Source organism: Salegentibacter sp. (assembly GCF_036568425.1).
Classification (GTDB): domain Bacteria; phylum Bacteroidota; class Bacteroidia; order Flavobacteriales; family Flavobacteriaceae; genus Salegentibacter.
This window is the reverse complement of sequence record NZ_DATCSO010000122.1, coordinates 38,071-60,610: the sequence shown is the minus strand read 5'-3', so window position 1 is coordinate 60,610 and position 22,540 is coordinate 38,071. Positions and strand designations below refer to the sequence as shown.

Genomic DNA, 22,540 nt, shown 5'->3' with positions numbered 1-22,540 from the left:
CCTTTTTTGGTAATCTTTACTTTTTCAATTTTTGTTTCGAGAAAAACATCTTTAAAGGCTTCATTTTTCTCAAAAACCTTAACCAGGTCCCGATCTGTTCCGGGTAAAAATCCCGAGGTCATTTCAGCTATAGAGACTTTCGTTCCCAAAGCGGCATAAACGCTCCCAAGCTCCAGGCCAATATAACCACCACCAACGACTAACATTTTTTTGGGTATTTCCTTAAGTTCCAGCGCATCGGTAGCGTCCCAAATGTTCTCATGGTCTATCTCCAGTTCGGGTAAACCTACCGCAGAAGAACCTGTAGCAATGATCACTTTCTCAAAACTTAAATCCGAAGTTTTTCCTTTATTATTGGTTACTTCCAGCTCGTGCTCACCGGTAAATTTGGCTTTACCCTGGATGTATTCAATATTTCGTGCTTTACTTAATTGCCCCAAGCCTTCTGTAAGTTTTTTAACCACTTTCTCTTTCCAGCTTGCAACTTTTTTAATGTCTATTTTAGGCTCTTCAAATTTCATCCCCCATTTTGAGGCATTCATCGCCTCCTCTTTTGTTTTTGCCAGGTGTAAAAGTGCCTTGGAAGGAATACAACCACGGTAAAGACAAACTCCGCCGGGATTAACCTCAGGATCAATAAGCGTGACTTTTATTCCGAGATCGGCTGCGTGAAAAGCTGCGGCGTAGCCCCCGGGGCCGGCACCAATAATCACCAGTTCTTTTCTATCATTTTCTGCCATTGTTTCTAAAATTTAAGATTAGCCCAAAAGTGCTTCGTATGGATCTTCCAGAGCTTTTACCAGCCAATTCATAAATCCAGCTCCATCGGCGCCATCAATTAAGCGATGATCGTAAGATAAACTAAGCGGGAGTATACTGCGAGGTTCAAACTTACCATCTATATAAACCGGTTTGGTAGTTGCTCGTGAAATACCGAGAATCGCCACCTGCGGATGATAGACTATTGGCGTAAAATTGGTGCCGCCAATACCGCCCAAATTGGAGATAGAAAAATTACCTCCTTCCATATCTTCTTTAGATAGTTTTTGTTCCCGTGCTTTCTTTGCTATTTCTGAAATTTCTACCGATAAATCACTGATACTTTTTTGATCTGCATTCTTTATTACTGGAACCAATAGGCCGTCTTCTGTAGCCACCGCAATATTAATATTCACATATTTTTTAAGGATCATTTCTTCCTTATCCATATCTATACTTGCATTAAATGTTGGAAATTTATGCAAAGCTGTGGCAACGATCTTGGTTAGTATAGCTGTTAGTGTGAGTTTACCACCGGCTTTTTCAACTTTATCTTTATGATCTTCGATATAAGTTTCAACTCCAGAAATATCTGCTTCTCCAAACTGAAATACATGCGGAACAGATTGCCAGGAAGCCAATACATTTTTGGCCGTAGTTTTTTTAATATTATTGAGTGGTTTATTTTCTACCGCTCCCCATTTACTAAAATCGGGTAATTTAACCTGGCTGGAACTGCTCTTTTTACTACCGCCTTCTTTATATTCTTTTATATCTTTTTCAGTGATCCTTCCGCTTTCACCGCTGCCACTTATTTCTTCTAAGTTCACGCCGAGTTCTCGAGCCAATCGTCTTACTCCCGGAGAAGCATAGACTTCTTTTGAAGATGCTTTATCGGAATCTTTATCTTTTTTAGCCTCGCTTCCTTTGCTTTTCTTTTTCTCAGCATCTTCTTCGTCATCATCTTCATCTTCATCATCCTCCTCCTTCTTTTCTTTCTGCTTTTCTTCTTTTTTAGCAGATTTGGATTCGTCTTTTTCTTTTTCGTCAGAATCCGGTTCTTCTTCCTCTTTTTCAGCTTCTTCCTTTTTATTTGCTAAAGTCTCTTCTTCCTCATCTGACGCTTTTCCCTCCTCTTTTTCTTCGGAATCCTTACCATCATCTTCCAGGACAATAATCACATCGCCTACACTAACCTCATCACCTTCACTAACTTTTATTTCCTTAATTGTTCCTCCTGCAGTAGCCGGAATCTCGGCGGTAGCTTTATCGGTTTCTACTGAAATCACAGACTGGTCTTCTTCAATTTTATCTCCCTTAGAAACCAGGATTTCAGAAATCACGGCGGTATCTACACCTTCTGATATTTGCGGAACTTTTATCTCTTTTGCCATAATTATTTTTTTAAGCCGTTCGTGGATTGGTTTTTTGTGGATCTATTTTCAGTTTTTTAGCTGCTTTTTTCAATTCTTCCATACTAATTTGCTCCTGTTTAGCCAGGCCATATAAGGCAGCATAAACAATATGCGAGGCATCGATCTCGAAGAAAGCACGCAATGCTTCCCTATTATCACTTCTGCCAAACCCATCGGCACCTAAACTAATAAGTTCATCTGGGAAATAGGAGGCAAGACTTTCGGGAAGAGCTTTTACATAATCTGAAGCGGCTACAAAAGTTCCCTGTTCACCTTGCAGTTGTTGTTCTATATAATTTTGTTCCTTATTCACCTGTCCTTTTAGACGGTTGCTACGTTCGGTATCAATAGCATTATCGTACAGATTTTTATAACTCGTAATACTCCAGATATCTGCACCCACATCAAATTTATCTTCCAAAATTTCAGCGGCTTCCAATACCTCTTTCATAATCGCACCGCTACCAAATAAATGCGCCTTCTTTTTCTTTTTACGTGTTTTAGATTTTCTGAATTTGTAAAGTCCGTTAATAATGGCTTCCCGATCCACATCATCCGGCATTTCGGGCATAGGATAGGTATCGTTACCTATGGTGATATAATAGAACAGGTCTTTATTTTCTATATACATGGCCTTAATCCCTTCTTCTACAATAACAGCCAGTTCGTAAGCAAAAGCGGGGTCGTAAGCTTTTAAATTAGGAAATGCCAGCGCGTACAAATGACTTTGGCCGTCCTGGTGTTGTAAGCCTTCTCCGGGAATACTGGTTCTCCCTGAAATACCGCCCATAAGAAAACCTTTTGCACCTGCATCTGCCGCAGCCCACATTAGATCGCCGGTTCTTTGAAAACCAAACATAGAATAGAAAAAGTAAAAGGGTATGGTATTGATACCATGAGTTAAGTACGTAGTTCCTGCCGCAATAAATTCGGCCATACAACCAGATTCGGTAATCCCTTCTTCCATTATGGCGCCATTTGTGGCTTCCTTATAATAGAGCAAACTTTCTTCATCTACCGGATCATATTTTTGCCCATGCGGGGCGTATATTCCGGCTTGTCTAAAAAGAGATTCCATTCCAAAAGTTCGGGATTCATCGGGAATAATTGGTACGATCAATTTTCCTAAATTTTTATCCTTCATCAATTTGCTTAAGATCTGCACCATGGCCATAGTAGTAGCCACTTCATCTTCGCCCGATCCTTCTAAAAAACTTTCAAAAATTTTCACATCAGGAGCCTTTAATTTTGAGCTTCTGTCTTTTCGCTGCGGAATATAACCCCCAAGATTTTTTCTTTTTTCCTCAAGGTATTTTAACTCTTCACTATCCTTCTTTGGTTTTATAAAAGGAATTTTTTCCAGGTCTTTATCTGAAACCGGGACTTTGAAAAAATCTCTAAATTGCTCGAGTTGCTCTTTGTTGAATTTTTTAGTTTTATGCGATACATTACTGGCCTCGCCTGCACTGCCCTGCCCATAGCCCTTAATGGTTTGTGCCAACACGATACTGGGTTTTGCTTTGGTATCTAATGCAACTTTATAGGCATTGTATATTTTCTCTGAATCGTGACCGCCGCGTTTAAAGTTTCCTAATTCTTCATCAGAATAGTCTTCAACCAGCTTCTTCAAATCCTTATCACTTTCAAATAAATCCTTCCGCAGAAATCCTCCGCCGCTATAAGCATATTTTTGAAGTTGTCCGTCAGTAAGTTCATCTAGTTTCTTTTGGAGTTTTCCGGTTTTATCCCTTTCAATAAGTTTGTCCCACTCTTTACCCCAAAGCAGTTTGATTACATTCCAGCCGGCACCTTTAAATAGCCCCTCCAATTCCTGGATAACCTTAGCATTACCACGAACGGGGCCGTCTAATCGTTGTAAATTACAATCTACTACGAAAATAAGGTTGTCTAATTCATCTCTGGAGGCAATATTAATAGCTCCACGGGCTTCAACTTCGTCCAACTCACCATCTCCTAGAAACGCCCAGACTTTACTCTTATCTTCGTCTATTAGCCCGCGGTTATGTAGGTATTTATTAAAGCGGGCACGGTAAATCGCCTGGATGGGACCTAAGCCCATAGAAACCGTAGGATTACTCCAAAAATTCGGCATTAAGTGCGGGTGCGGATAAGAAGTTAGACCTTTTTCAGATTGTACTTCGTGCCGAAAATTCTCCAGGTTCTTTTTTGTTAAGCGTCCTTCCATATAAGCCCTCGCGTAAATACCCGGAGATGCATGGCCCTGAAAATACACCTGGTCTGCTATATCATCTTCAATTTTAAAAAAATGATGGAAACCTACTTCCCAGAGTTGAGCTATAGATGCATAAGTAGAAATATGCCCTCCAATACCACTATCGGCTTTATTGGCTTTTACCACCATAGCCATGGCGTTCCACCTGATATAAGCCAGGATTTTTGCTTCCAGCTCTAAGTTGCCCGGATATTCCTTCTCTTCGTTTTTGGAAATGGTGTTCAGGTAAGGAGTTTTGAGGGTATTGGGAAGTTGAACATTATGTTTCTTCGCTTCTTCCTCCAGGATACTCAGCAACTCCTCTGCTCGTTTTGTAGAATTATTCTCAATGATCCAGGTAAGGGAATCTATCCATTCCTGATTTTCCTGTTGGATGCTATCTTTACTATTGGCCATAATTTAAATTATAAATTTTAAAAGTGACATTTAAAGCCCGAAGCGGCCATAAAAAAAGGAAGATAAACCCAAAAAAATTCATCTCCCTCTATCAATAATTTTCCATTTAAACGAAACTATTTTTTAACAGTGAATGAGACTTTCGCGTTTACCGCATAGGACGTTATTTGATTATTATCAACATGGGCATGCATCTCTTTAACAAAAATAGATTTTATGTTTTTCACCGATTTACTTGCTTCTTTAAGGGCGTTTTTAACAGCATCATCGAAACTTGTTTCTGAAGAGGCAATTACCTCAATTATTTTCACAGTACTCATAATTTTATTTTTGGTTCAACTACATCCTTAATTTAAAAAATAATAAGCTTATCCTCAATTGATTAACACAAGATTATAGTGAGGTGTTAAATAAATAAAATTTCAGTCTATTGTATTTTTCAAATTTTCGTTTACACTGAAAAATTGGGGATGAAATTTTACCGAATAAAAATCAAAAAAAAATGCTGTCTATTTACAGGCAGCATTTGGTATTCTAGGCATTTTTCACTTCAGTGGTTTATCTAATCTGTCTCATCATCTATTTCCTTTTCCCATTCTGAAGCTATCACCTCTTCTTTTTTAATGAGGTTCCCGGAAGTTGTTATTTTGAAATGATTATTTTCTGAACTTTCCAGGCTCCAGATAATATTTTCAGCCTCCGGAAATTCAGCATCACCATTCATTTGCTCTTCAAACAATCTTTTAACGATATTCCTGTCTGAAAGCCCATCATTCAGCAACCTCAACACTGATTTTTTACTTAAATTAAAATCGGTATCCGTATTTGCGGGAGTAATAGAACAATGGATAATTGTGGCACTAGAACTGGGAAATTTGCCATTGAAGGCTTTAAAAAGCAATTGATTTACGTGGAATAAAGTAGATTGCAATTCCATCTCTGGATATTCTTCACAAACCGTATCAATAAGCATATCGTTGGATATCTGGTCAATTTGTCCTTCAGATAATAGTTCTCCCAGCTTGTACTCTAAAACTAATTTAGCCGCTTCAGAAGGCTCAAAATCTGATATAGCCATAAATAATAACTCTCTTAAATTTTCAGGATCGGAATCTTCCGCATCTGGAAAATCGAATTTTTTCAGCAATTGGATGTAATCTTCGTTCGTCCAATAATCCCTGATTTCATCTACATTATGAACTTCTTCTATGTTTATTTTATATTTCATCTCAATATTTTATTCGGTTATTAAACCCTATTATAACACATTTAGCATGATAATCAATTTTAGCTCGTGAAAATATGATACCATATTGCCGAACATTCTTAAAATAAATCTCTTTTATAAATTTTTATGCAGTAAGGAAAGCCTCTTAAAAGAAACGAGAAAGAGAAATTAGAAGATAGGAACCAATTATTCTATAGAGTTCCGGTTAAGATTTTTCGAAATTAAACTGAGAATTAAAAAAGTAGCCTCGCCAGGAATCGAACCTGGATCTAAAGTTTAGGAAACTTCTATTCTATCCATTGAACTACGAGGCCGTACAAGGGCAACAAAAATAATAATGTTTTGAGAAAAAAATCAAATTACCTCTTAAAACTTCGCAAAGCATCTGGAAACTTTGTAATTTCAGGTTGAAACCTAATTTTTACAATATGAAATTACTCGCAACATTAAGCAGCTTAATATTTTTATTTGCCAACACCTGTAATTCTCCCGAAGGTCAGGAGGAACTGCTTCAGCTTACCGGAACCCTTAAAGCAACAGGGATCACATCTTACCAATACGGTAGTCACACGCTCACCACCAAAGATACTTTTTACGCACTTCGAAGTAATAAGGTAGACCTTAGTCAATTTGAAGGAAAAACTGTAAACATTGAAGGTGAAAAAGTAGAAGGGTATCCTGTAGATGGAGGACCCGATTATATTGAAGTAAAAACTATTGAAGAGAAAAAATAGCAATCTTCTATATTTCTCATCTTTTTTAAGAGAAGCATTTTTCTATACTCCGGCAAGGCATCTAATAAGATTGCATATCTTTAATATCTAAATACTTAAATAATGAAAACAATTTTATTATTAGCTCTGACTGTTTTTTTAAGCCTGACGGTTTTTTCTCAAAATCCAGGAATTGAAAAAGAGGCATTTGCCCATACTTATTCTATCGTAGCCCGGGATACTGTTACCGGAGAAATGGCGGTAGGTGTACAGAGTCATTGGTTTTCAGTAGGGCCATTGGTGGCCTGGGGTAAAAGCGGCGTTGGGGTGGTTGCCACCCAGTCTTTTGTAAACCCGGAATACGGGCCTCGAGGCCTGGAATTAATGGAAGAAGGGAAAACTGCTGTAGAAGCTTTAGAAGAAATCGCCAATTCAGACAGTGGACGGGAATACAGGCAGGTGGCTTTTTTGGACAGCCGCGGAAATACTGCCGCATTCACCGGCCAGAATTGTGTAGAAGCCGCCAGCCATATCACCGATGAAAATTTTTCGGTACAAGCTAATATGATGCTAAACGAAGAGACTGTGCCAGCAATGGCAGAGAGTTTCAGTAGGAACTCCCATCTGCCGCTGGCAGAAAGAGTTCTGGAGGCCCTAAGAGCCGCCCAGGAAACAGGTGGGGATATCCGCGGAAAGCAGTCGGCAGCTTTAATAGTAGTAGGAGCGAATAAAGTTGATGAAAGCTGGAAAGATAAAAAAATAGACCTTCGGGTAGATGATCATGCTGAACCTATCAAAGAACTAGAACGACTCTTAAAAACTGCCCGGGCTTATGAATATATGAATCGTGGTGACCTTGCCATGGAAGATGGAAACGTAGACAAAGCACTTGAAGAGTATGGTGCAGCCGAGAAAATGTTTCCCGATAACCTGGAGATGCAATTCTGGAAGGCTGTGGCCCTGGCCAATGCAGGTGAAATCAAAGAAGCAAAGCCTGTGTTTGATAAAATCTTTAACAAGGATGAAAACTGGCGTGAAATGTTAAGAAGATTGCCAAAAGCCGGTCTCTTAGAGGTTAGTGACGAGGAATTAAAGCAACTTACCGAATAGATTATTAATTCATTGTCTTTCTTCTTATCTTGGCAATTCAGGAAAAAATCAAGCATTATGAAAAAAAGAGCAACAAAAATAATACTATCTGTCCTGGTGATAAGCCTCGGGTTCCTTACCTCATGTAAGGATGAAGAAAAAACATCTGAGACCACTAAAGAGACACCAGCAGTAAATTCCACCACCCAGCAGAGCAGTACCAGTAACTCTGAAGCTCCTGAATTAAATCCGAAACATGGAGAACCTTACCACCGTTGTGATCTACCCGTAGGAGCACCTTTGAGCCAGGCAGCCTCTACCCAGCAAAGTACGAGTACACAATCTCCAGTAAGATTGAAAAGTTCAACCCCAAAGATTAATCCGCCACACGGGGAACCAGGTCATTCCTGTTCAGTTCCGGTAGGAGCACCTTTGGACGGTTAGAAAGAATTTCAGAACAAAAAAATCCGTAGCTCTATAGAACTACGGATTTTTTTTGTTCAATTTTATATAATTAATCTAATCCTCCTCTTCGGGTTGCGTCTCTTGGCTCGGGCCAGGTCATTTGCTCTCCTGTTCTTCTGCTAACGGGAAGCACACTTTTTTCACGGGAAGTTGTTTCAGGATCTTCACTCGCCATATAGGTCATAATCGCGGTTAAGATCACGTTGCTGCGCACATCATCGAAAACAATCTTATCATAAGTATCTAAATTGGTATGCCAGGTGTAATTCCAGTAATTCCAGCTAAGAGAACTCAGCATAAAACCCGGGGCACCTGCGGCTACAAAAGAAGAATGATCTGATCCTCCTCCGGAAGGAGTTCCGGGGAAAGTAGTTTCGATATCATACTTGATCTCATCGGGCACCGGTTCCATCCATCTTCCAAGATAGTCGTATGAATGGAGAAAGCCCTGTCCATTAATCCTGGCAACTCTTCCGGTTCCGTTATCCTGATTGAAAAGCGCCTGAACATTATTCACGATCCCGGGATTATCTTTAACGAAGGCTCGCGAACCGTTTAAACCTTGTTCTTCACTTCCCCAATGCCCGGCAATAATAGTTCGCTTAGGATTAGGATAAAGTTTTTTGAGAATCCTCATCGTTTCCATCATTACCATGGTTCCTGTCCCATTATCGGTAGCGCCGGTTCCACCATCCCAGGAGTCGAAATGAGCGGAAAGGATAATATATTCTTCCGGTTTTTCGGTTCCTTCAATTCTCGCGATGGTATTAAAAGTCGGCACTTCACCAAGATCCTCCGATTCAGCTACAATTCTCAATTCCGGTTTATCCCCATATTCCGCAAGACGGTAAACCAAACCGTAATCTTCCAGGTTCATATCTATGGTAGGAATATTTTTGGTGTAAGCTCCAAAAATTTTGTTTGCTCCAAACCCGCGTGACCAGTAAGAAGTCACAATACCTACTGCACCTGCTTCTTCAAGAGCAAGGTGAAGGCTTTTATTATTATGGCCTGTTTTCTCAATTTTTTCTCTCCAGGCCTCTTCCTGTTCATCGCGCTCATCTTTCATTTTCTGAAAAGACTCCTCCGTGGCCCATTCTTCCCAGTTTTCATCGGGTCTTCCGGTGGCCTGGTATATGGAGGCCAGGACAATCTTCCCTTTTACTAAAGACAATTTATTCACAAAATCAAGAGAATCTGAAGCTTCCGGAAGCAAAACCACCTCTGCAGTAACCCCTTTCTTTTTAGTGGAAGGACTCCAGGCCAGTTGGCGTGCCTGCAAGCTCTGCACTCTTGGTTCGATAAGGTCTACGTGGGTTATCCCTCGCTCCCAGCCTTTCCAGGTTCCCCATTGCTGCTTTTCAGCAGAAATGCCCCAACTCTCATATTTTTCAACTGCCCAATCATGAGCATTTCCCATTTGCGGAGTTCCCACCAGGCGCGGCCCAACCACATCCATTAACTCATGCCCAAGTTGCTCAAGTTGTGAATTTTCATTGGCTTCCTTAATAATATTTTCAACAATCTGATCCTGGGCGGTAACAGATATAGAAACCAGAAGAAAGCAGACTAATAGTAAATTATACTTCATGGTAAAGTTTTAGATTGTTAATAATTTATGCTCAAATATATTCTATTTAGCTTAAAAACCTGCCCAGCTACTCTGCCGGAAAAAGGAAAATCCAGGCTTCAGGAAAGTTTTTTCAGAATTTGAGTATCTTGCCTATCAGCAAAACAACCCTCTAAGGTTTCATATTATTTAACCTGACAATAAATATTACTTATGAGAAAAACTTTACTTCTTTTATTCATTTTCAGCCTCATCTCTACAAATGGATTTACTCAGGAGAGCAAACTATCCGTAGAAAAAATAATGCAGGACCCCTCCTGGATGGGGACCTTTCCCGAAAATATAAAATGGGGTTACGATAGCCGGAATATCTATTTTGACTATAATCCGAATGCTAATCCGGGCGATTCCCTTTATAAGATCAATGTTCAGAATAAATCTGAAATTCAGAAAGTGAGGCTCGAAGAACGCCAAAAAATGATTCCTGGCGCCGGCGATTTCAATAAAAAAAGAACAAAAAAGCTCATTATAAAGAACGAAAATCTAGCCATAGTCGATCTAAGATCAGGCAAGATTACCCAGTTGATCGATCTTTCTGAAAGAATCGAAGATCCACAATTCCTGGCCGATGAGAATCTGGTAACTTTTACTTCAGGAAATAACGCCTATCTCTTCGACTTAAAAAATGCAAGACTAGATCAGCTCACTAAGATTCAAAAAGGAAAAAAGAAGGAAGAAAAAGCTGAGGACATTTCTGAAAAGGATGAATGGATAAAGGAAGAAAACCTCGAACTTCTCGGGGTGGTGAATGAAAGGAAAATAAAAAAGGAAGAAACAGAAGCTCACCGCAAAGCGGTAGGTGAAAAAGAAGATTTCACTTTTTATCTCGAAGACCGCAGCATAAGCAATCTGCAGGTGGCGCCCAATGCTAAATACGCCACTTTTAACCTGATCTCCCGTAAAAACGGAAAAAGCACCGATGTACCTAATTATGTAGATGAATCTGGTTACACGGTTAATTTACCCGCCCGATCCAAAGTAGGAGAAAATGAAACTACGATTGAAATGGCCATTTATAATTTTGAGAAAGACACTGTAATCATGCTTAATACAGCAAGTCTTCCGGGTCTGGAAGACCTGCCAGATTATACCGAAGATTATCCCGATCGCAACTGGGAAGAGATGGAAAGGGAAGTGATTCCTTCCAGGGCCTACTTTTCTGATAACGGAGAGAAGGCCGTAGTAAATATCCGTTCTAAAGATAATAAGGACCGCTGGATCGCGGCAATAGACCTTGAAAACGCTGAAGTAAAAAACCTGGACCGCCAGCGTGATGAAGCCTGGATCGCAGGTCCCGGCGTGGGTTATACCTTTTACGGTGGAGGCACCTTCGGCTGGCTTCCCGATAACAAGCACATTTATTTTCAAAGTGAAGAAACAGGATATTCTCACCTTTATTTACTCAACGTAGAAACCGGAAATAAAAAAGCCCTTACCAGTGGGGAATTTGAAGTTTTTGATCCCGAATTGTCCAATGATAAAAAACACTGGTATTTAACCACTTCTGAAGTCGGTCCCGGAGAACGTCATTTTTACAAGATGCCGGTAATGGGTGGAAAAATGGAAAAATTAACCCAGATGGTTGGAAATAATCAGGTTTACCTCTCTCCGGATGAAAAGTACATGGCTATCAGGTATTCCTACAGCAACCAGCCCTGGGAGTTATACCTTAAGAGAACCCGTGCCAATGCTGAAGCTGAAAAATTAACCGAAGGACAATCAGAAGACTTTGCCTCCTATCAATGGCGCGAACCTGAAATGATCAAGTTTGAAGCCGAAGATGGGGCAATGGTTCCTGCCAGACTTTACACTCCAACCGAGGAAGCTAAAAACAATGCTGCCGTAGTTTTTGTGCATGGTGCAGGTTACCTCCAGAATGTCCATAAATGGTGGAGCAGCTATTTCAGGGAATATATGTTCCACAATCTTTTAACCGATCTTGGTTACACCGTGATAGATATCGATTACCGGGGAAGTGCAGGTTATGGCCGTGACTGGAGAACCGGGATCTATCGTCATATGGGCGGAAAGGATTTGAGTGACCAGGTAGACGGAGTTAAGTATCTCATCGAAAACCACGACATCGACCCTGATAAAGTTGGGATATATGGAGGAAGCTATGGAGGTTTCATCACTTTAATGGGAATGTTCAATGAACCTGAAACTTTCAAAGCTGGAGCGGCTTTACGCTCGGTAACGGATTGGGCTCACTACAATCACGGATACACTTCCAATATTCTTAACGAACCTTCCAAAGACCCAATCGCCTATCGCAGATCCTCGCCTATTTATTTTGCTGAAGGTCTGGAAGGCCACCTCCTTATCGCTCACGGAATGCTTGATGTAAATGTTCATTTTCAGGATGTGGTAAGACTTGCTCAACGTCTTATTGAACTCGAGAAAGACAACTGGGAAATGGCCGTTTACCCTGTAGAAGATCACGGTTTTGTAGAACCGAGTAGCTGGACCGATGAATATAAGCGTATTTTGAAACTATTTAACCAAAGCCTTCTGGAATAATGGAAATAAATTTTGTGCGCCGGCAATTTCCGGCACTGGAACAGGACTTCACTTATATGGATAATGCAGGCGGCTCCCAGACCCTTGCCAAAGTAGCCGAAAGAATAAGTGGTTATCTTTTACATCATAATGTACAATTGGGAGCTTCTTATAAAGTTTCCAGGGAAGCCGGAGAAAAACTGAAATACGCAACCAACGGAGTCTCAAAATTCATTAATGCCTCGCGACCGGAAGAGGTAGTGATAGGTCCATCTTCGAGTATGCTTCTTCGAATTTTAAGCCTGTGTATAAGCAAACAATGGCAGGAAGGTGACGAAGTGATTGTCACCAACACTGATCATGAAGCCAATGTTTCTCCCTGGACCGATCTGGAAGAAAAAGGTATTAAGATAAAGATCTGGAAAGTAAACCCCGAAACCCTGGAACTGGAGCTTTCCCAACTTGAAAAATTGCTTTCTAAGCGTACCAGGCTGGTTGCAGTAACTCACGTTTCAAATGTACTTGGGACGATAAATCCAATAAAAGAAATCACTGAAATCGCTCACAAAGCCGGAGCCCTGATTTGTGTTGACGGAGTAGCTTATGCGCCTCACAGACAGGTAAACGTAAAAGAATTGGATGTAGATTTTTATGTTTTTAGCTGGTACAAAACCTATGGCCCTCACCTTGCTGTGATGTTCGGAAAATATGACTTGCTATACGAAATGGACGGGATAAACCATTATTTTTTTGGCAAGAAGGATGTGCCTTATAAGTTTCAGCCGGGAAATTTCAATTTTGAGCTTACCTACAGTCTCCTGGGAATCACCGAATACTTCGAGGAATTCTACCGGGAACATTTCCGCAGTTCAAAAAAATTAGACACTTCGGAAAAACTGGCCAAAAGTTTCGATCTTATAGCACGATATGAAGAAAGGATAAGCACACCACTCTTGGCTTTCTTGAGGGATAATCCTAATATAAGAATTATAGGACATCCTGAAGCCGATAAAAATAAAAGGGTGCCTACCATTTCCTTTGTCCATTCCAGGATGAAAAGCGATCAGATCGTAAAAAAAGTAGATGAACATCGCATCGGCATCAGGTTTGGGGATTTTTATGCAAAAAAAATCATCCAGGACCTGGAGCTGGCAGAAAAGAATGGAGTAGTAAGAATAAGCCTGGTACATTACAATACCACCGAGGAGATAAAAAAACTGATTGGAGTATTGAGAACGATACTTTAAAAATATTAGCCACGAATTCTTTTTCAGAATTTGTGGCTAATAGTTTATAAAAGCTGGAATCTAATCCAAAGCTTGTTTTAAATCTTCAATGAGATCTTCCTCATCTTCTACACCTACACTAAGGCGAATAAGGGAGTCTACAACCCCGGTTTTTACCCTTTCTTCTTTTGGAATGGAAGCATGGGTCATACTCGCCGGATGTCCCGCAAGAGATTCAACTCCACCAAGGGATTCTGCCAGAGTAAACACTTTAAGATTCTCCACCATTTTAATCGCACTTTCCAAGGTATTTTTTTTAGTAGTAAAAGAGATCATTCCGCCAAAACCTGTCATCTGTTTTTTGGCGACATCATGATTGGGGTGATCTTCAAACCCAGGCCAGTAAACCTTTTCGATTTTTGGATGATTCCTCAGAAATTTAGCCACTGCTTCTCCGTTCTCACAATGTCTTTGCATACGCAAGTGAAGCGTTTTAATTCCGCGTAACACCAGAAAACTATCCTGCGGGCCACAAACCGCACCACTGGCTTTCTGAATAAAATATAGTTTTTCAGCCAGCTTTTCATCATTTACCACAAGAGCGCCCAATACCACATCACTATGACCGCCAAGATATTTTGTCGCGCTGTGCATCACGATATCAGCACCCAGCTCCATAGGTTGCTGTAAATATGGAGTAGCAAATGTATTATCTACCCCGAGCAACAACTCATGTTTTTTGGCAATTTTGGAAACCGCTTCAATATCGATGATATTCATCATGGGATTTGTTGGTGTCTCTACCCAAATTAGTTTTGTCTTCTCATTAATATATTTCTCGATTTTCGAAGCATCCTGCATCCCGATAAAATGAAATTTTATCCCGAAATTCTCGAAGATTGAAGTAAAAAGCCTGTAAGAACCACCATAAAGATCGCTGGTAGAAATAATTTCATCACCAGTTTTGAACAGTTTTATCACAGCATCTATCGCCGCAAGACCGGAGCCAAACGCCAATCCAAACTTTGCATTTTCAATACTGGCAAGTGACTTTTCTAAAGCCGTTCTGGTGGGATTAGCGCTTCGTGAATATTCAAAACCTTTGTGTTCCCCAGGGGAGCTTTGCGAATAGGTGCTGGTTTGATAAATTGGCGGCATCACCGAGCCATAGGCAGGGTCGGTATTTTCCTGCCCCCCGTGAATTGTTTTGGTATTGAATTTCATATCAGCTGAGTTTAAAGCAAATCTAGGATACCTGTTGGGCAATAGCAAAATTGGCTGTACCTTTATATTTCAATTTAACAGCCAAAAAATTGAAAAAATTACTTTCTATTTTCAGTCTAATCCTTCTTTTTTCTGCCTGCGAGCAGGAACCGGAAAGTCTCAAATTTTCAAATTTTTCTGTAGAAAAAAGTGCAGATAATTGTGACCCCGAAACAGAAAAATGCAGCTTTATAGACCTGAACTTCCCTGAAGCTTCGGGTGATGGAACCCGGGAGAAAAGGATAAATGAAGAGATCGAGAATCATCTTAGTTATATTTTGGGTTATGAAGATGACCCCAATATCGAATCGGTGGAAGATATGGGAGATATCTTCATCAGGAATTACGAAAAAACCACAAAAGATTTTCCGGGATATAATACTCCCTGGGAAGCCACGATTTATGGTGAAATTAGTTATGAGTCTGATAAACTTGTTTCTATCCAGTTTAATTCTGAAGTTTTTGAAGGTGGAGCCCATGGCTACAGTAGTATTACCTGGCTTAATTTTAATCCTGAGACGGGAGCGATCTATTCTCAGGATGAACTTTTCACTGAAGATTTCAAGAACTTCATAGAGAAAAGATTCAGGAAAGAACAGGGAATTCCTGAAGGCGAATCTATAAACAGTACAGGATTATTTTTCGAAAATGATGAATTTCACCTTCCACAGAACATAGGTTTCAGCAGCACTAAAGTTATTCTCTACTACAATGCCTACGAGATTGCGGCCTACGCCGATGGCCCTTACCGGATGGAGCTCTCTCAAACTGAAATTTCAGAATATATAAAGATTGAATTATAAAGTATTTCAATATGAAAAAGATTTATCACCTCTCAACCTGCGATACAAATAAAAGAATCCTTAAAGAACTGAATCCTCCTGCGGCTTTTAAACTTCAGGATATAAAAACGGAAGGGATCACCGAAGAGCAGATCGAAGAAATGAAGGAGCTTGCCGGTAGTTATGAAGCACTTTTCAGTAAACGGGCACGGCTCTACAGAGAAAAAGAGCTCCACCTGGAAGAACTCACCGAAGACCAATATAGAAATCTTATTCTGGAACACTATACTTTCCTGAAACGGCCTGTGATTATTAACAACGATGATATCTTTATTGGGAATTCCAAAAAAATGGTGGAGGCTGCAAAAAAATCAATAAATGAGTAACAGAGTACTGGCAATTATTGCAGCAACTATTGCCAGTGCTATTTACGGGGTAAACCATACTTTGGCTAAAGGGGTGATGCCCGTTCACATTGAGCCTTTCGGATTTATATTCCTTAGGGTTTTTGGCGCAGCAATCCTTTTTTGGTCAATTAGTTTCCTCGGGCCACGAGAGAAAATAGCGACTTCAGACTGGCCAAGATTAATGGGGTGCGCTGTTTTTGGGATGGTTATAAATATGCTTTTCTTTTTTAAAGGCCTCAGCCTTTCCACTCCTATTAACAGCTCAGTTATCGTAACACTATCTCCGGTAATGGTGCTAATCCTGGCTTCCATTCTGATTAGAGAACGTATCACCTTGTTAAAAAGTATCGGAATAATCATTGGACTTGCAGGAGCACTAATTTTGGTTCTCTTTAGCGCAGAAACAGGCAGCAATGCACCTAATATTCCAATGGGAAATGTACTTTTTATTGTAAACGCCTTTTCTTACGGACTATACCTGATTCTTGTTAAACCCTTAACCGCAAAATACCATTCCTTTACTCTTATGAAATGGCTTTTTCTCATTGCCGTTTTCATAAACTTCCCTATCACTATTGGCGAGTTCACCGATGTTCAATGGAGCAGTTTACCGTTCGACGCCATGTGGAAAATGGCCTTCGTTGTATTAGGCACCACCTTTTCTACCTATTTGCTCAATATTTATGCACTAAAACAGCTTTCAGCATCAACCATAAGTGCCTTTATTTACCTGCAACCGCTTATCGCAATTGTTTATGCTATAAGTACCGGCGCCGATTCGCTGAATCTAACCAAAGTAGTTGCGGCATTGTTGGTGTTTGCCGGAGTTTATATGGTCACCAAAAAGAAAACCGAATTAAGGAATTAATTAAAGCTGGTGTGGCTCAACATGCTGGGGACGTTTACCATATTTCCGGGTATCCTCTTTAGTCAGTATCCTGAAATCTTCAGTGTGGGAAAAGCTGTCCAGATTTTTATACAATTTGGGTGGAAGTTTTGTGAGCTTACGTTCTTTAAGATCAATCCAGCTTCCCATCATTTCGCAGCTTGCAAAGTTTCTGCCTTTGTGATCATAGAAATTATGGAGGAATTCAAAATACATCCCGTCTTTGGACAGGCCTTTTAATTCGAGAGTAACTTTTACCGGATGACCGGCAAAAACTTCTTTAAAATAATAAACATGCTCATAAAACACTACAGGTCCCAGGTTGTATTTAACCAAATCTTCCTGCCCAAAACCATTCTCCATTAAAAAGCTCATTCGGGTATGGCTCATAAAATTTATATAGGCCGTGTTAGCCAAATGGCGATTGGCATCTGTATCGCTCCAGCGGATATCGAATTCTTTGATGTACATCACAAATTTTTTAATAAAACTAAGAATAAATATTATGCGTGCATAATTATTGCGCTTAAAATTAAATTACTGAAATTAGCCGCAAATGCCATTGATAAAAAGCACATATAGCGCCCCGCCAATATTTCGTAATGCCCATTTCTCGACCATTTATGCGTCCAGTCTTAGAAAAGTAGCCTTTAGTAGTTCACAGCGTGACCGTATAAAACTGGAAGACGGAGACTTTCTTGATCTGGACCGCAACTTCTCTTCTGAAAGAGCCAGTGAAAAACTGGTAATTCTACTCCACGGACTTGCCGGGAATTCCCGGAGACCATATATGAAAGCCATGGCACGAATTTTTGCTGAAGCCGGTTGGGATACAGCCGCAATGAATTTTAGAGGTTGCAGCGAAGAGATGAACAGGCTTTATCGCAGTTACAATGCTGGAGCCACCGAAGATCTCGAAGCAGTGATCAAGCATATTTTGGCTGAAAAAAGATATACTGAGATCACTTTAGTTGGTTTCAGTCTGGGCGGGAATTTAATGCTGAAATATCTGGGTGAGAATTCTGATATTCCTTCAGAAATAAAATCGGCGGTAGCGGTGTCTACTCCTTGTGATCTGGGAGCCTCATTAGAGGAGCTCAGTCAAACCAGAAATATTATCTACTCCAAACGTTTTGTACGAAAACTTAAAAAGGAATTATTCCGGCGCCATCTGGCTTTTCCAGAGAAAATCACAAAGGAAGAGATCGCCGGTTGCAAATCCTTACGTGATATTGACGAGCTTTATACCAGTAGGGCGCATGGTTACAAAAATGCGGCAGATTATTACCAGAAGTGCAGCTCGCTTCAATTCTTACCCAATATTCAAATCCCTACCTTACTCATAAATGCAGCAAATGATTCTTTTCTGTCAGAAACTTGCTATCCGGTAGAAGTCGCAAAAAATTCTGAAAATTTCTATTTGGAGATTCCGCCCTACGGTGGTCACGTAGGATTTATTCAGAATAATAAAACCTATTATCACGAGGAACGGGCCCTGGAATTTATACAAAGCTTTTCAGAATAAATCTTGATTTAAACTTGAAAATCTTCAGAAACGGGGAATTTTAAAATAGCCTTTAGGTCGCTTTGCGCTGCTTTAGAATTGATTATCTTTGCGCAAGTTTAAAAATCACCTATGATTCAGTCAATGACAGGTTTTGGAAAAAGCGTTACGCAACTTCCGGCCAAAAAGATTACCGTAGAGATCAAGTCTCTAAACAGTAAAAATCTTGATGTAAACGCACGCATCCCATCACAATATCGTGAGAAGGAACTTCAACTTAGAAATACCATTTCCAAATCGCTCACCCGGGGAAAAATAGATTTCTCTCTTTTTGTAGAGATTACCGGGGAGGAAACCACGGCTTCGGTAAACCCTGGAGTGGTAAAAAAATACATTCAGCAGTTAAGAGGAATTGTTGATGGCGATGAGACTGAATTACTGAAAATGGCTGTGAGAATGCCCGATGCTTTAAGTACCGCTCGTGAAGAAATTGACCAAAGCGAATTTAAGGCTATCGAAGAAGCCGTAATAGAAGCCCTGGAAGAAATTAACGACTTCAGGAATGCCGAAGGCAAAGCCCTGGAAAAAGACCTCAAGCTTAGGGTTGAAAATATTGACCGATTGCTCCAGGAGGTGATTAAAATCGACCCCGAAAGAGTGGAAGCTGTAAAGGAGCGCCTGAAAAAAGGCGTAGCCGACCTAAAGGAAAATGTAGATGAAAACCGCTTTGAACAGGAACTGGTTTATTATATCGAAAAATTCGATATTACCGAAGAGAAGGTAAGGCTGGAAAACCACCTCGATTATTTTAAGGAAAGCATCAATTCTGAAGATTCTAACGGGCGAAAACTCGGCTTCATCTCCCAGGAGATGGGCCGTGAAATCAATACAATTGGCAGCAAATCTAATTACGCTCCAATGCAACAACTTGTTGTGCAGATGAAGGATGAGCTGGAAAAGATAAAAGAACAACTCTTAAACGTACTCTAAATGAGCGATGGTAAACTTATCGTGTTTTCGGCGCCTTCAGGCTCGGGAAAGACCACGATAGTCCAACATTTATTAAAGCAAAAAGAACTTAACCTGGAATTCTCCATATCGGCGACTTCACGTGCCCCACGGGAAGGTGAGATAGACGGACAGCATTATTATTTTCTTTCTACTGAAGACTTCAAGAAAAAGATAAAAAACGATGAATTCCTTGAATGGGAAGAAGTTTACCGCGATAACTTCTACGGAACTTTAAAAGCCGAGGTAGAACGCATCTGGGCGAAAGGGAAGAACGTGATCTTCGATATTGATGTGGTTGGAGGCCTGGATATAAAAAATATCTATCCGGATAATACTCTGGCAGTCTTTGTAAAACCGCCAAGTATCGAAGAATTAAAGATCCGACTTAAAAAGCGCAAAACCGAGAGTGACGACAAGATTAATATGCGGGTGGCAAAAGCCTCGATAGAGCTTGCAACCGCACCTCAATTTGATTTTATAATAGAGAATCATCATTTGGGAACAGCTCTTAGAGAAGCTTACGATTTGGTTGCAAGTTATGTAGATGCGAAAAAGCCGGCGGAAAATGAATAGAAAGGTAGGCTTGTTTTTTGGTACTTTTAATCCGGTCCATATTGGTCATTTGATAATCGCCAACCATATGGCCGAATTTTCTGATCTGGATGAAGTCTGGTTGGTAGTTACCCCTCACAACCCTTTTAAGAAGAAAAGCAGCTTGCTGGAAAATCACCATCGACTGGAAATGGTTTATAAGGCTTGCGAAGGCTACGAAAATTTAAAGCCCAGTGATATCGAATTTGGCCTTCCTCAGCCTAATTATACTGTTACCACTCTTGCCCATCTTCAGGAAAAATATCCTACCAACGAGTTTTGCCCGATTATGGGAGAAGACAACCTGAAAAGCTTTCACAAGTGGAAGAATTATGAGGTTATTTTAGAGAACCACCAGATCTATGTGTACCCGAGAATGGCCGTTGGGAAACCGGCAGAAGAGTTTATGGATCATCCAAAGATCACCCGCATTGCCGCCCCGGTCATGGAAATTTCTTCCACCTTTATAAGGCAGGCGATAAAAGATGAAAAAAATATAAAACCTATGCTCCCTTCTGCGGTTTGGGATTATATTAAATTGATGAATTTTTACCGGTAAATCTTTAAGAAACCTCTACATTCTTTTTATAAATAATTTTCCATTTTCCGTTTTCTTTCCTCAAAAGATAAAGATTCATAAAACCTGCCCGTTCATGGGTTTTGTGGCCAGCAAGTAGTACTGCCTTATTAAATTCAGAATTGAAGGAAATTCTTGAAAATGTAACCATTTGAGAGTATTTACCAACATAATCGTCCAGGGATGCGCCAAAAATTAGATGATGACCTTTTTTACTTTCAATCAAATCTTTATTAATTGATTTTTCAGGTAATTTTTTTAATTCATTTTTTAAAGATTTATATTTATTATAACCTTCGGGCAGATTATGATTGATTTTAACCTGAAACATTGTGGTATCAACTATTAACCGCACTTTTACCTTCTCCAAAGAATCTATATTAATTTTCTTCGCCGGCGTTCCATCTTTAGGGGGCGGGGGGGGTACTGGTAATGGCATCGCCAGCTCATCTATTAATAATGATATTATTCTACCTTCTTCTTGTTGAGTTTTATTTTGGGAGAAGAGCTCACAAGAAAAGAATAGAATGGACAGAAAAAATAGTAAAAGAAATTTATTCATCGCAGGTTATATTAAAGTTAAGAGTAACCTCATTCCGATATTGGCCATAATCCTCATCGATACTCCCTAATGAATTATTAGGATCAAAATCTCTTAAACCATCCCAAGCAAATGTTTTATAATAATCAAGAGAATATTGGTCGTTATCTAGTTCTCTTAATGCTTCAGCAATGGGAGTTATATAATATTGAGTCATGTAAGGATGATCGATATGTTCTTCATCTACAGCTAATTTATAATGCTGATAATATTCAAACAACTGCGGTTTATCATTAGGATCTATATTCCCATCATGATGTTCCTTTACAAAGCGATAAATTTCAGCATGTATACCTTCGTGTAAAATTGTCGAAGCTAAATCTATAGGGTTCTGATTAGGATCTTCAAATTTTATTAATATCTCCCCTGTTTCTTCAAGGTTTGTGTCATCGGTACAGGCGATGTCAGTAATTCCACATTCTCCTATTGTAAATTTTAAATCATATTTAGGGTTGTCAATAAATCTTCCTATTGTTTCCTTGAACAATGCACTATTAGAGGCTAGAATAGCATTTATAACCTCTTCCAGGCAGGGATAACCTTCAATGGAAGAATCAATCAGAACCTCCACTGCATGATTATCGCTTCCAATAGCAGGACCGTGAGAATAATCAAGGTGGTTATGATAAACATCTCCATTATTATCATAATAGGAGGTATTATCAGGATTAGAACCTCCCACCCAAACATATTCAGAGGTGGTGTATTCGTTCCCGGAACCAATATAACCTCCATTTTGGTCATAGTAATCAGTCCAATGCTGAGTAATCATTAAAACATAACATCCATCTAAACAAGGATCTTTTGGGGCATATTTATAACCACTGTTAATTTTAGTATTTGTATGTTTGTCAGGGGTTTTTCCATTTTTGTACACTTCTGTTCTTAATGGTGTGCCTTGCATGTCATAAAATATAACGGTACCCGAAAAATCTTTTTCTTTAATATTTGAATAGCTTATATCTCCTATAGATTTAGAGCTTAAAAATTTAATGATTTCATATTTAGGAATTTCATTTGTGGTATTATCCACTAGCACCTTATAATTAGAATAGATTGTGTCATTGGAACCAATTAAAGTAGATTTTAAATTTGTAGCAAATTCAAATTTCTCGTTTTCAAAGCTTACATAATCATCCCACTCTACCTTTAGATGATCTCTTACATGTTCTTGTTCAAACCCTGATAAATTAAATTGTGATTTTAAAAGAGTTAATTCATTTTCATTATTTTCTATAAGCGTC

At 39.6% G+C, this 22,540-nt stretch carries 22 protein-coding genes and 1 tRNA gene; 12 read left to right on the top strand and 11 right to left on the bottom strand.

The window, feature by feature from the left end; translation table 11 throughout:
- From VIM94_RS12505 to VIM94_RS12480, 6 genes are all read right to left on the bottom strand, one after another.
- A partial coding sequence (locus VIM94_RS12505; RefSeq protein WP_332039636.1) for an FAD-dependent oxidoreductase occupies window positions 1-740 on the bottom strand: 740 nt, incomplete at its 3' end.
- A gap of 18 nt (window positions 741-758) precedes the next feature.
- Window positions 759-2,153: a 2-oxo acid dehydrogenase subunit E2 gene (locus VIM94_RS12500; protein ID WP_332039635.1), complete on the bottom strand. Its 1,395-nt coding sequence runs from the start codon at window positions 2,151-2,153 to the stop codon at window positions 759-761.
- Window positions 2,154-2,163: 10 nt separating this feature from the next.
- Window positions 2,164-4,824, bottom strand: a complete 2,661-nt coding sequence (gene aceE / locus VIM94_RS12495; RefSeq protein WP_332039634.1) for a pyruvate dehydrogenase (acetyl-transferring), homodimeric type — start codon at window positions 4,822-4,824, stop codon at window positions 2,164-2,166.
- Window positions 4,825-4,940: 116 nt separating this feature from the next.
- A complete protein-coding gene (locus VIM94_RS12490) occupies window positions 4,941-5,144 on the bottom strand; it encodes a dodecin family protein (RefSeq protein ID WP_332039633.1) in 204 nt (67 codons plus the stop codon).
- 242 nt (window positions 5,145-5,386) lie between these two features.
- Window positions 5,387-6,052 (bottom strand): hypothetical protein, encoded by a 666-nt coding sequence (locus VIM94_RS12485; protein WP_332039632.1) that lies wholly within the window; start codon window positions 6,050-6,052, stop codon window positions 5,387-5,389.
- A gap of 242 nt (window positions 6,053-6,294) precedes the next feature.
- Window positions 6,295-6,366 (bottom strand) — tRNA-Arg (locus VIM94_RS12480).
- Window positions 6,367-6,480: 114 nt separating this feature from the next.
- Between VIM94_RS12480 and VIM94_RS12475 the strand changes: the two genes are divergently transcribed.
- The 3 genes from VIM94_RS12475 (at window position 6,481) to VIM94_RS12465 (ending at window position 8,298) form a co-directional block, all read left to right on the top strand.
- Window positions 6,481-6,786, top strand: a complete 306-nt coding sequence (locus VIM94_RS12475; protein ID WP_332039631.1) for a hypothetical protein — start codon at window positions 6,481-6,483, stop codon at window positions 6,784-6,786.
- A 102-nt stretch (window positions 6,787-6,888) separates the two neighbouring features.
- Entirely contained in the window at window positions 6,889-7,875 is a 987-nt protein-coding gene (locus tag VIM94_RS12470) for a DUF1028 domain-containing protein (RefSeq protein ID WP_332039630.1), read from the top strand.
- 57 nt (window positions 7,876-7,932) lie between these two features.
- The gene (locus tag VIM94_RS12465; RefSeq protein WP_332039629.1) at window positions 7,933-8,298 is read left to right on the top strand and encodes a hypothetical protein; all 366 of its coding nucleotides are present in this window, start codon (window positions 7,933-7,935) and stop codon (window positions 8,296-8,298) included.
- 70 nt (window positions 8,299-8,368) lie between these two features.
- Here the strand turns inward: VIM94_RS12465 and VIM94_RS12460 are convergent, their stop codons facing one another.
- Window positions 8,369-9,910 (bottom strand): M20/M25/M40 family metallo-hydrolase, encoded by a 1,542-nt coding sequence (locus VIM94_RS12460; RefSeq protein ID WP_332039628.1) that lies wholly within the window; start codon window positions 9,908-9,910, stop codon window positions 8,369-8,371.
- A 192-nt stretch (window positions 9,911-10,102) separates the two neighbouring features.
- Here VIM94_RS12460 and VIM94_RS12455 point away from each other — a divergent pair, with 192 nt between their 5' ends.
- Both VIM94_RS12455 and VIM94_RS12450 read left to right on the top strand, forming a co-directional pair.
- Entirely contained in the window at window positions 10,103-12,469 is a 2,367-nt protein-coding gene (locus tag VIM94_RS12455; protein ID WP_332039627.1) for a S9 family peptidase, read from the top strand.
- Entirely contained in the window at window positions 12,469-13,695 is a 1,227-nt protein-coding gene (locus VIM94_RS12450; protein WP_332039626.1) for a cysteine desulfurase-like protein, read from the top strand. The genes VIM94_RS12455 and VIM94_RS12450 overlap by 1 nt, the downstream gene beginning before the upstream one ends.
- Window positions 13,696-13,755: 60 nt before the next feature.
- Here VIM94_RS12450 and VIM94_RS12445 read toward each other — a convergent pair whose 3' ends face one another.
- Window positions 13,756-14,898 carry a cystathionine gamma-synthase gene (locus tag VIM94_RS12445; protein WP_332039625.1) on the bottom strand — a complete coding sequence of 381 codons (1,143 nt, stop codon included), beginning with the start codon at window positions 14,896-14,898 and terminating at the stop codon, window positions 13,756-13,758.
- An 89-nt stretch (window positions 14,899-14,987) separates the two neighbouring features.
- Here VIM94_RS12445 and VIM94_RS12440 point away from each other — a divergent pair, with 89 nt between their 5' ends.
- From VIM94_RS12440 to VIM94_RS12430, 3 genes are read left to right on the top strand one after another with little or no spacing between them, the layout of a single operon-like run.
- Window positions 14,988-15,740, top strand: coding sequence for a DUF3298 and DUF4163 domain-containing protein (locus VIM94_RS12440; protein ID WP_332039624.1), 753 nt, complete (start codon window positions 14,988-14,990; stop codon window positions 15,738-15,740).
- Window positions 15,741-15,751: 11 nt separating this feature from the next.
- Window positions 15,752-16,105 (top strand): arsenate reductase family protein, encoded by a 354-nt coding sequence (locus tag VIM94_RS12435; RefSeq protein WP_332039623.1) that lies wholly within the window; start codon window positions 15,752-15,754, stop codon window positions 16,103-16,105.
- Window positions 16,098-16,994, top strand: coding sequence for a DMT family transporter (locus VIM94_RS12430; RefSeq protein WP_332039622.1), 897 nt, complete (start codon window positions 16,098-16,100; stop codon window positions 16,992-16,994). The genes VIM94_RS12435 and VIM94_RS12430 overlap by 8 nt, the downstream gene beginning before the upstream one ends.
- On the opposite strand, the gene VIM94_RS12425 is transcribed toward VIM94_RS12430, so the two are convergent.
- On the bottom strand, window positions 16,995-17,483 hold the full coding sequence (locus tag VIM94_RS12425; protein ID WP_332039621.1) for an acyl-CoA thioesterase: 489 nt from the start codon (window positions 17,481-17,483) through the stop codon (window positions 16,995-16,997).
- A gap of 85 nt (window positions 17,484-17,568) precedes the next feature.
- Here VIM94_RS12425 and VIM94_RS12420 point away from each other — a divergent pair, with 85 nt between their 5' ends.
- The 4 genes from VIM94_RS12420 (at window position 17,569) to nadD (ending at window position 20,677) form a co-directional block, all read left to right on the top strand.
- Window positions 17,569-18,537 (top strand): YheT family hydrolase, encoded by a 969-nt coding sequence (locus VIM94_RS12420; RefSeq protein WP_332039620.1) that lies wholly within the window; start codon window positions 17,569-17,571, stop codon window positions 18,535-18,537.
- A gap of 111 nt (window positions 18,538-18,648) precedes the next feature.
- Complete coding sequence (locus VIM94_RS12415; RefSeq protein ID WP_332039619.1) at window positions 18,649-19,506, top strand: YicC/YloC family endoribonuclease; 858 nt, start codon at window positions 18,649-18,651, stop codon at window positions 19,504-19,506.
- The gene (gene gmk / locus VIM94_RS12410) at window positions 19,507-20,100 is read left to right on the top strand and encodes a guanylate kinase (RefSeq protein WP_332039618.1); all 594 of its coding nucleotides are present in this window, start codon (window positions 19,507-19,509) and stop codon (window positions 20,098-20,100) included.
- Entirely contained in the window at window positions 20,093-20,677 is a 585-nt protein-coding gene (gene nadD, locus VIM94_RS12405) for a nicotinate (nicotinamide) nucleotide adenylyltransferase (RefSeq protein WP_332039617.1), read from the top strand. Before gmk ends, nadD begins: the two co-directional genes overlap by 8 nt.
- 4 nt (window positions 20,678-20,681) lie before the next feature.
- Here nadD and VIM94_RS12400 read toward each other — a convergent pair whose 3' ends face one another.
- Together VIM94_RS12400 and VIM94_RS12395 are read right to left on the bottom strand one after the other, a co-directional pair.
- A complete protein-coding gene (locus tag VIM94_RS12400; RefSeq protein WP_332039616.1) occupies window positions 20,682-21,257 on the bottom strand; it encodes a hypothetical protein in 576 nt (191 codons plus the stop codon).
- Window positions 21,250-22,329, bottom strand: a complete 1,080-nt coding sequence (locus tag VIM94_RS12395; protein WP_332039615.1) for a hypothetical protein — start codon at window positions 22,327-22,329, stop codon at window positions 21,250-21,252. Before VIM94_RS12395 ends, VIM94_RS12400 begins: the two co-directional genes overlap by 8 nt.
- Window positions 22,330-22,540 lie beyond the last annotated feature (211 nt).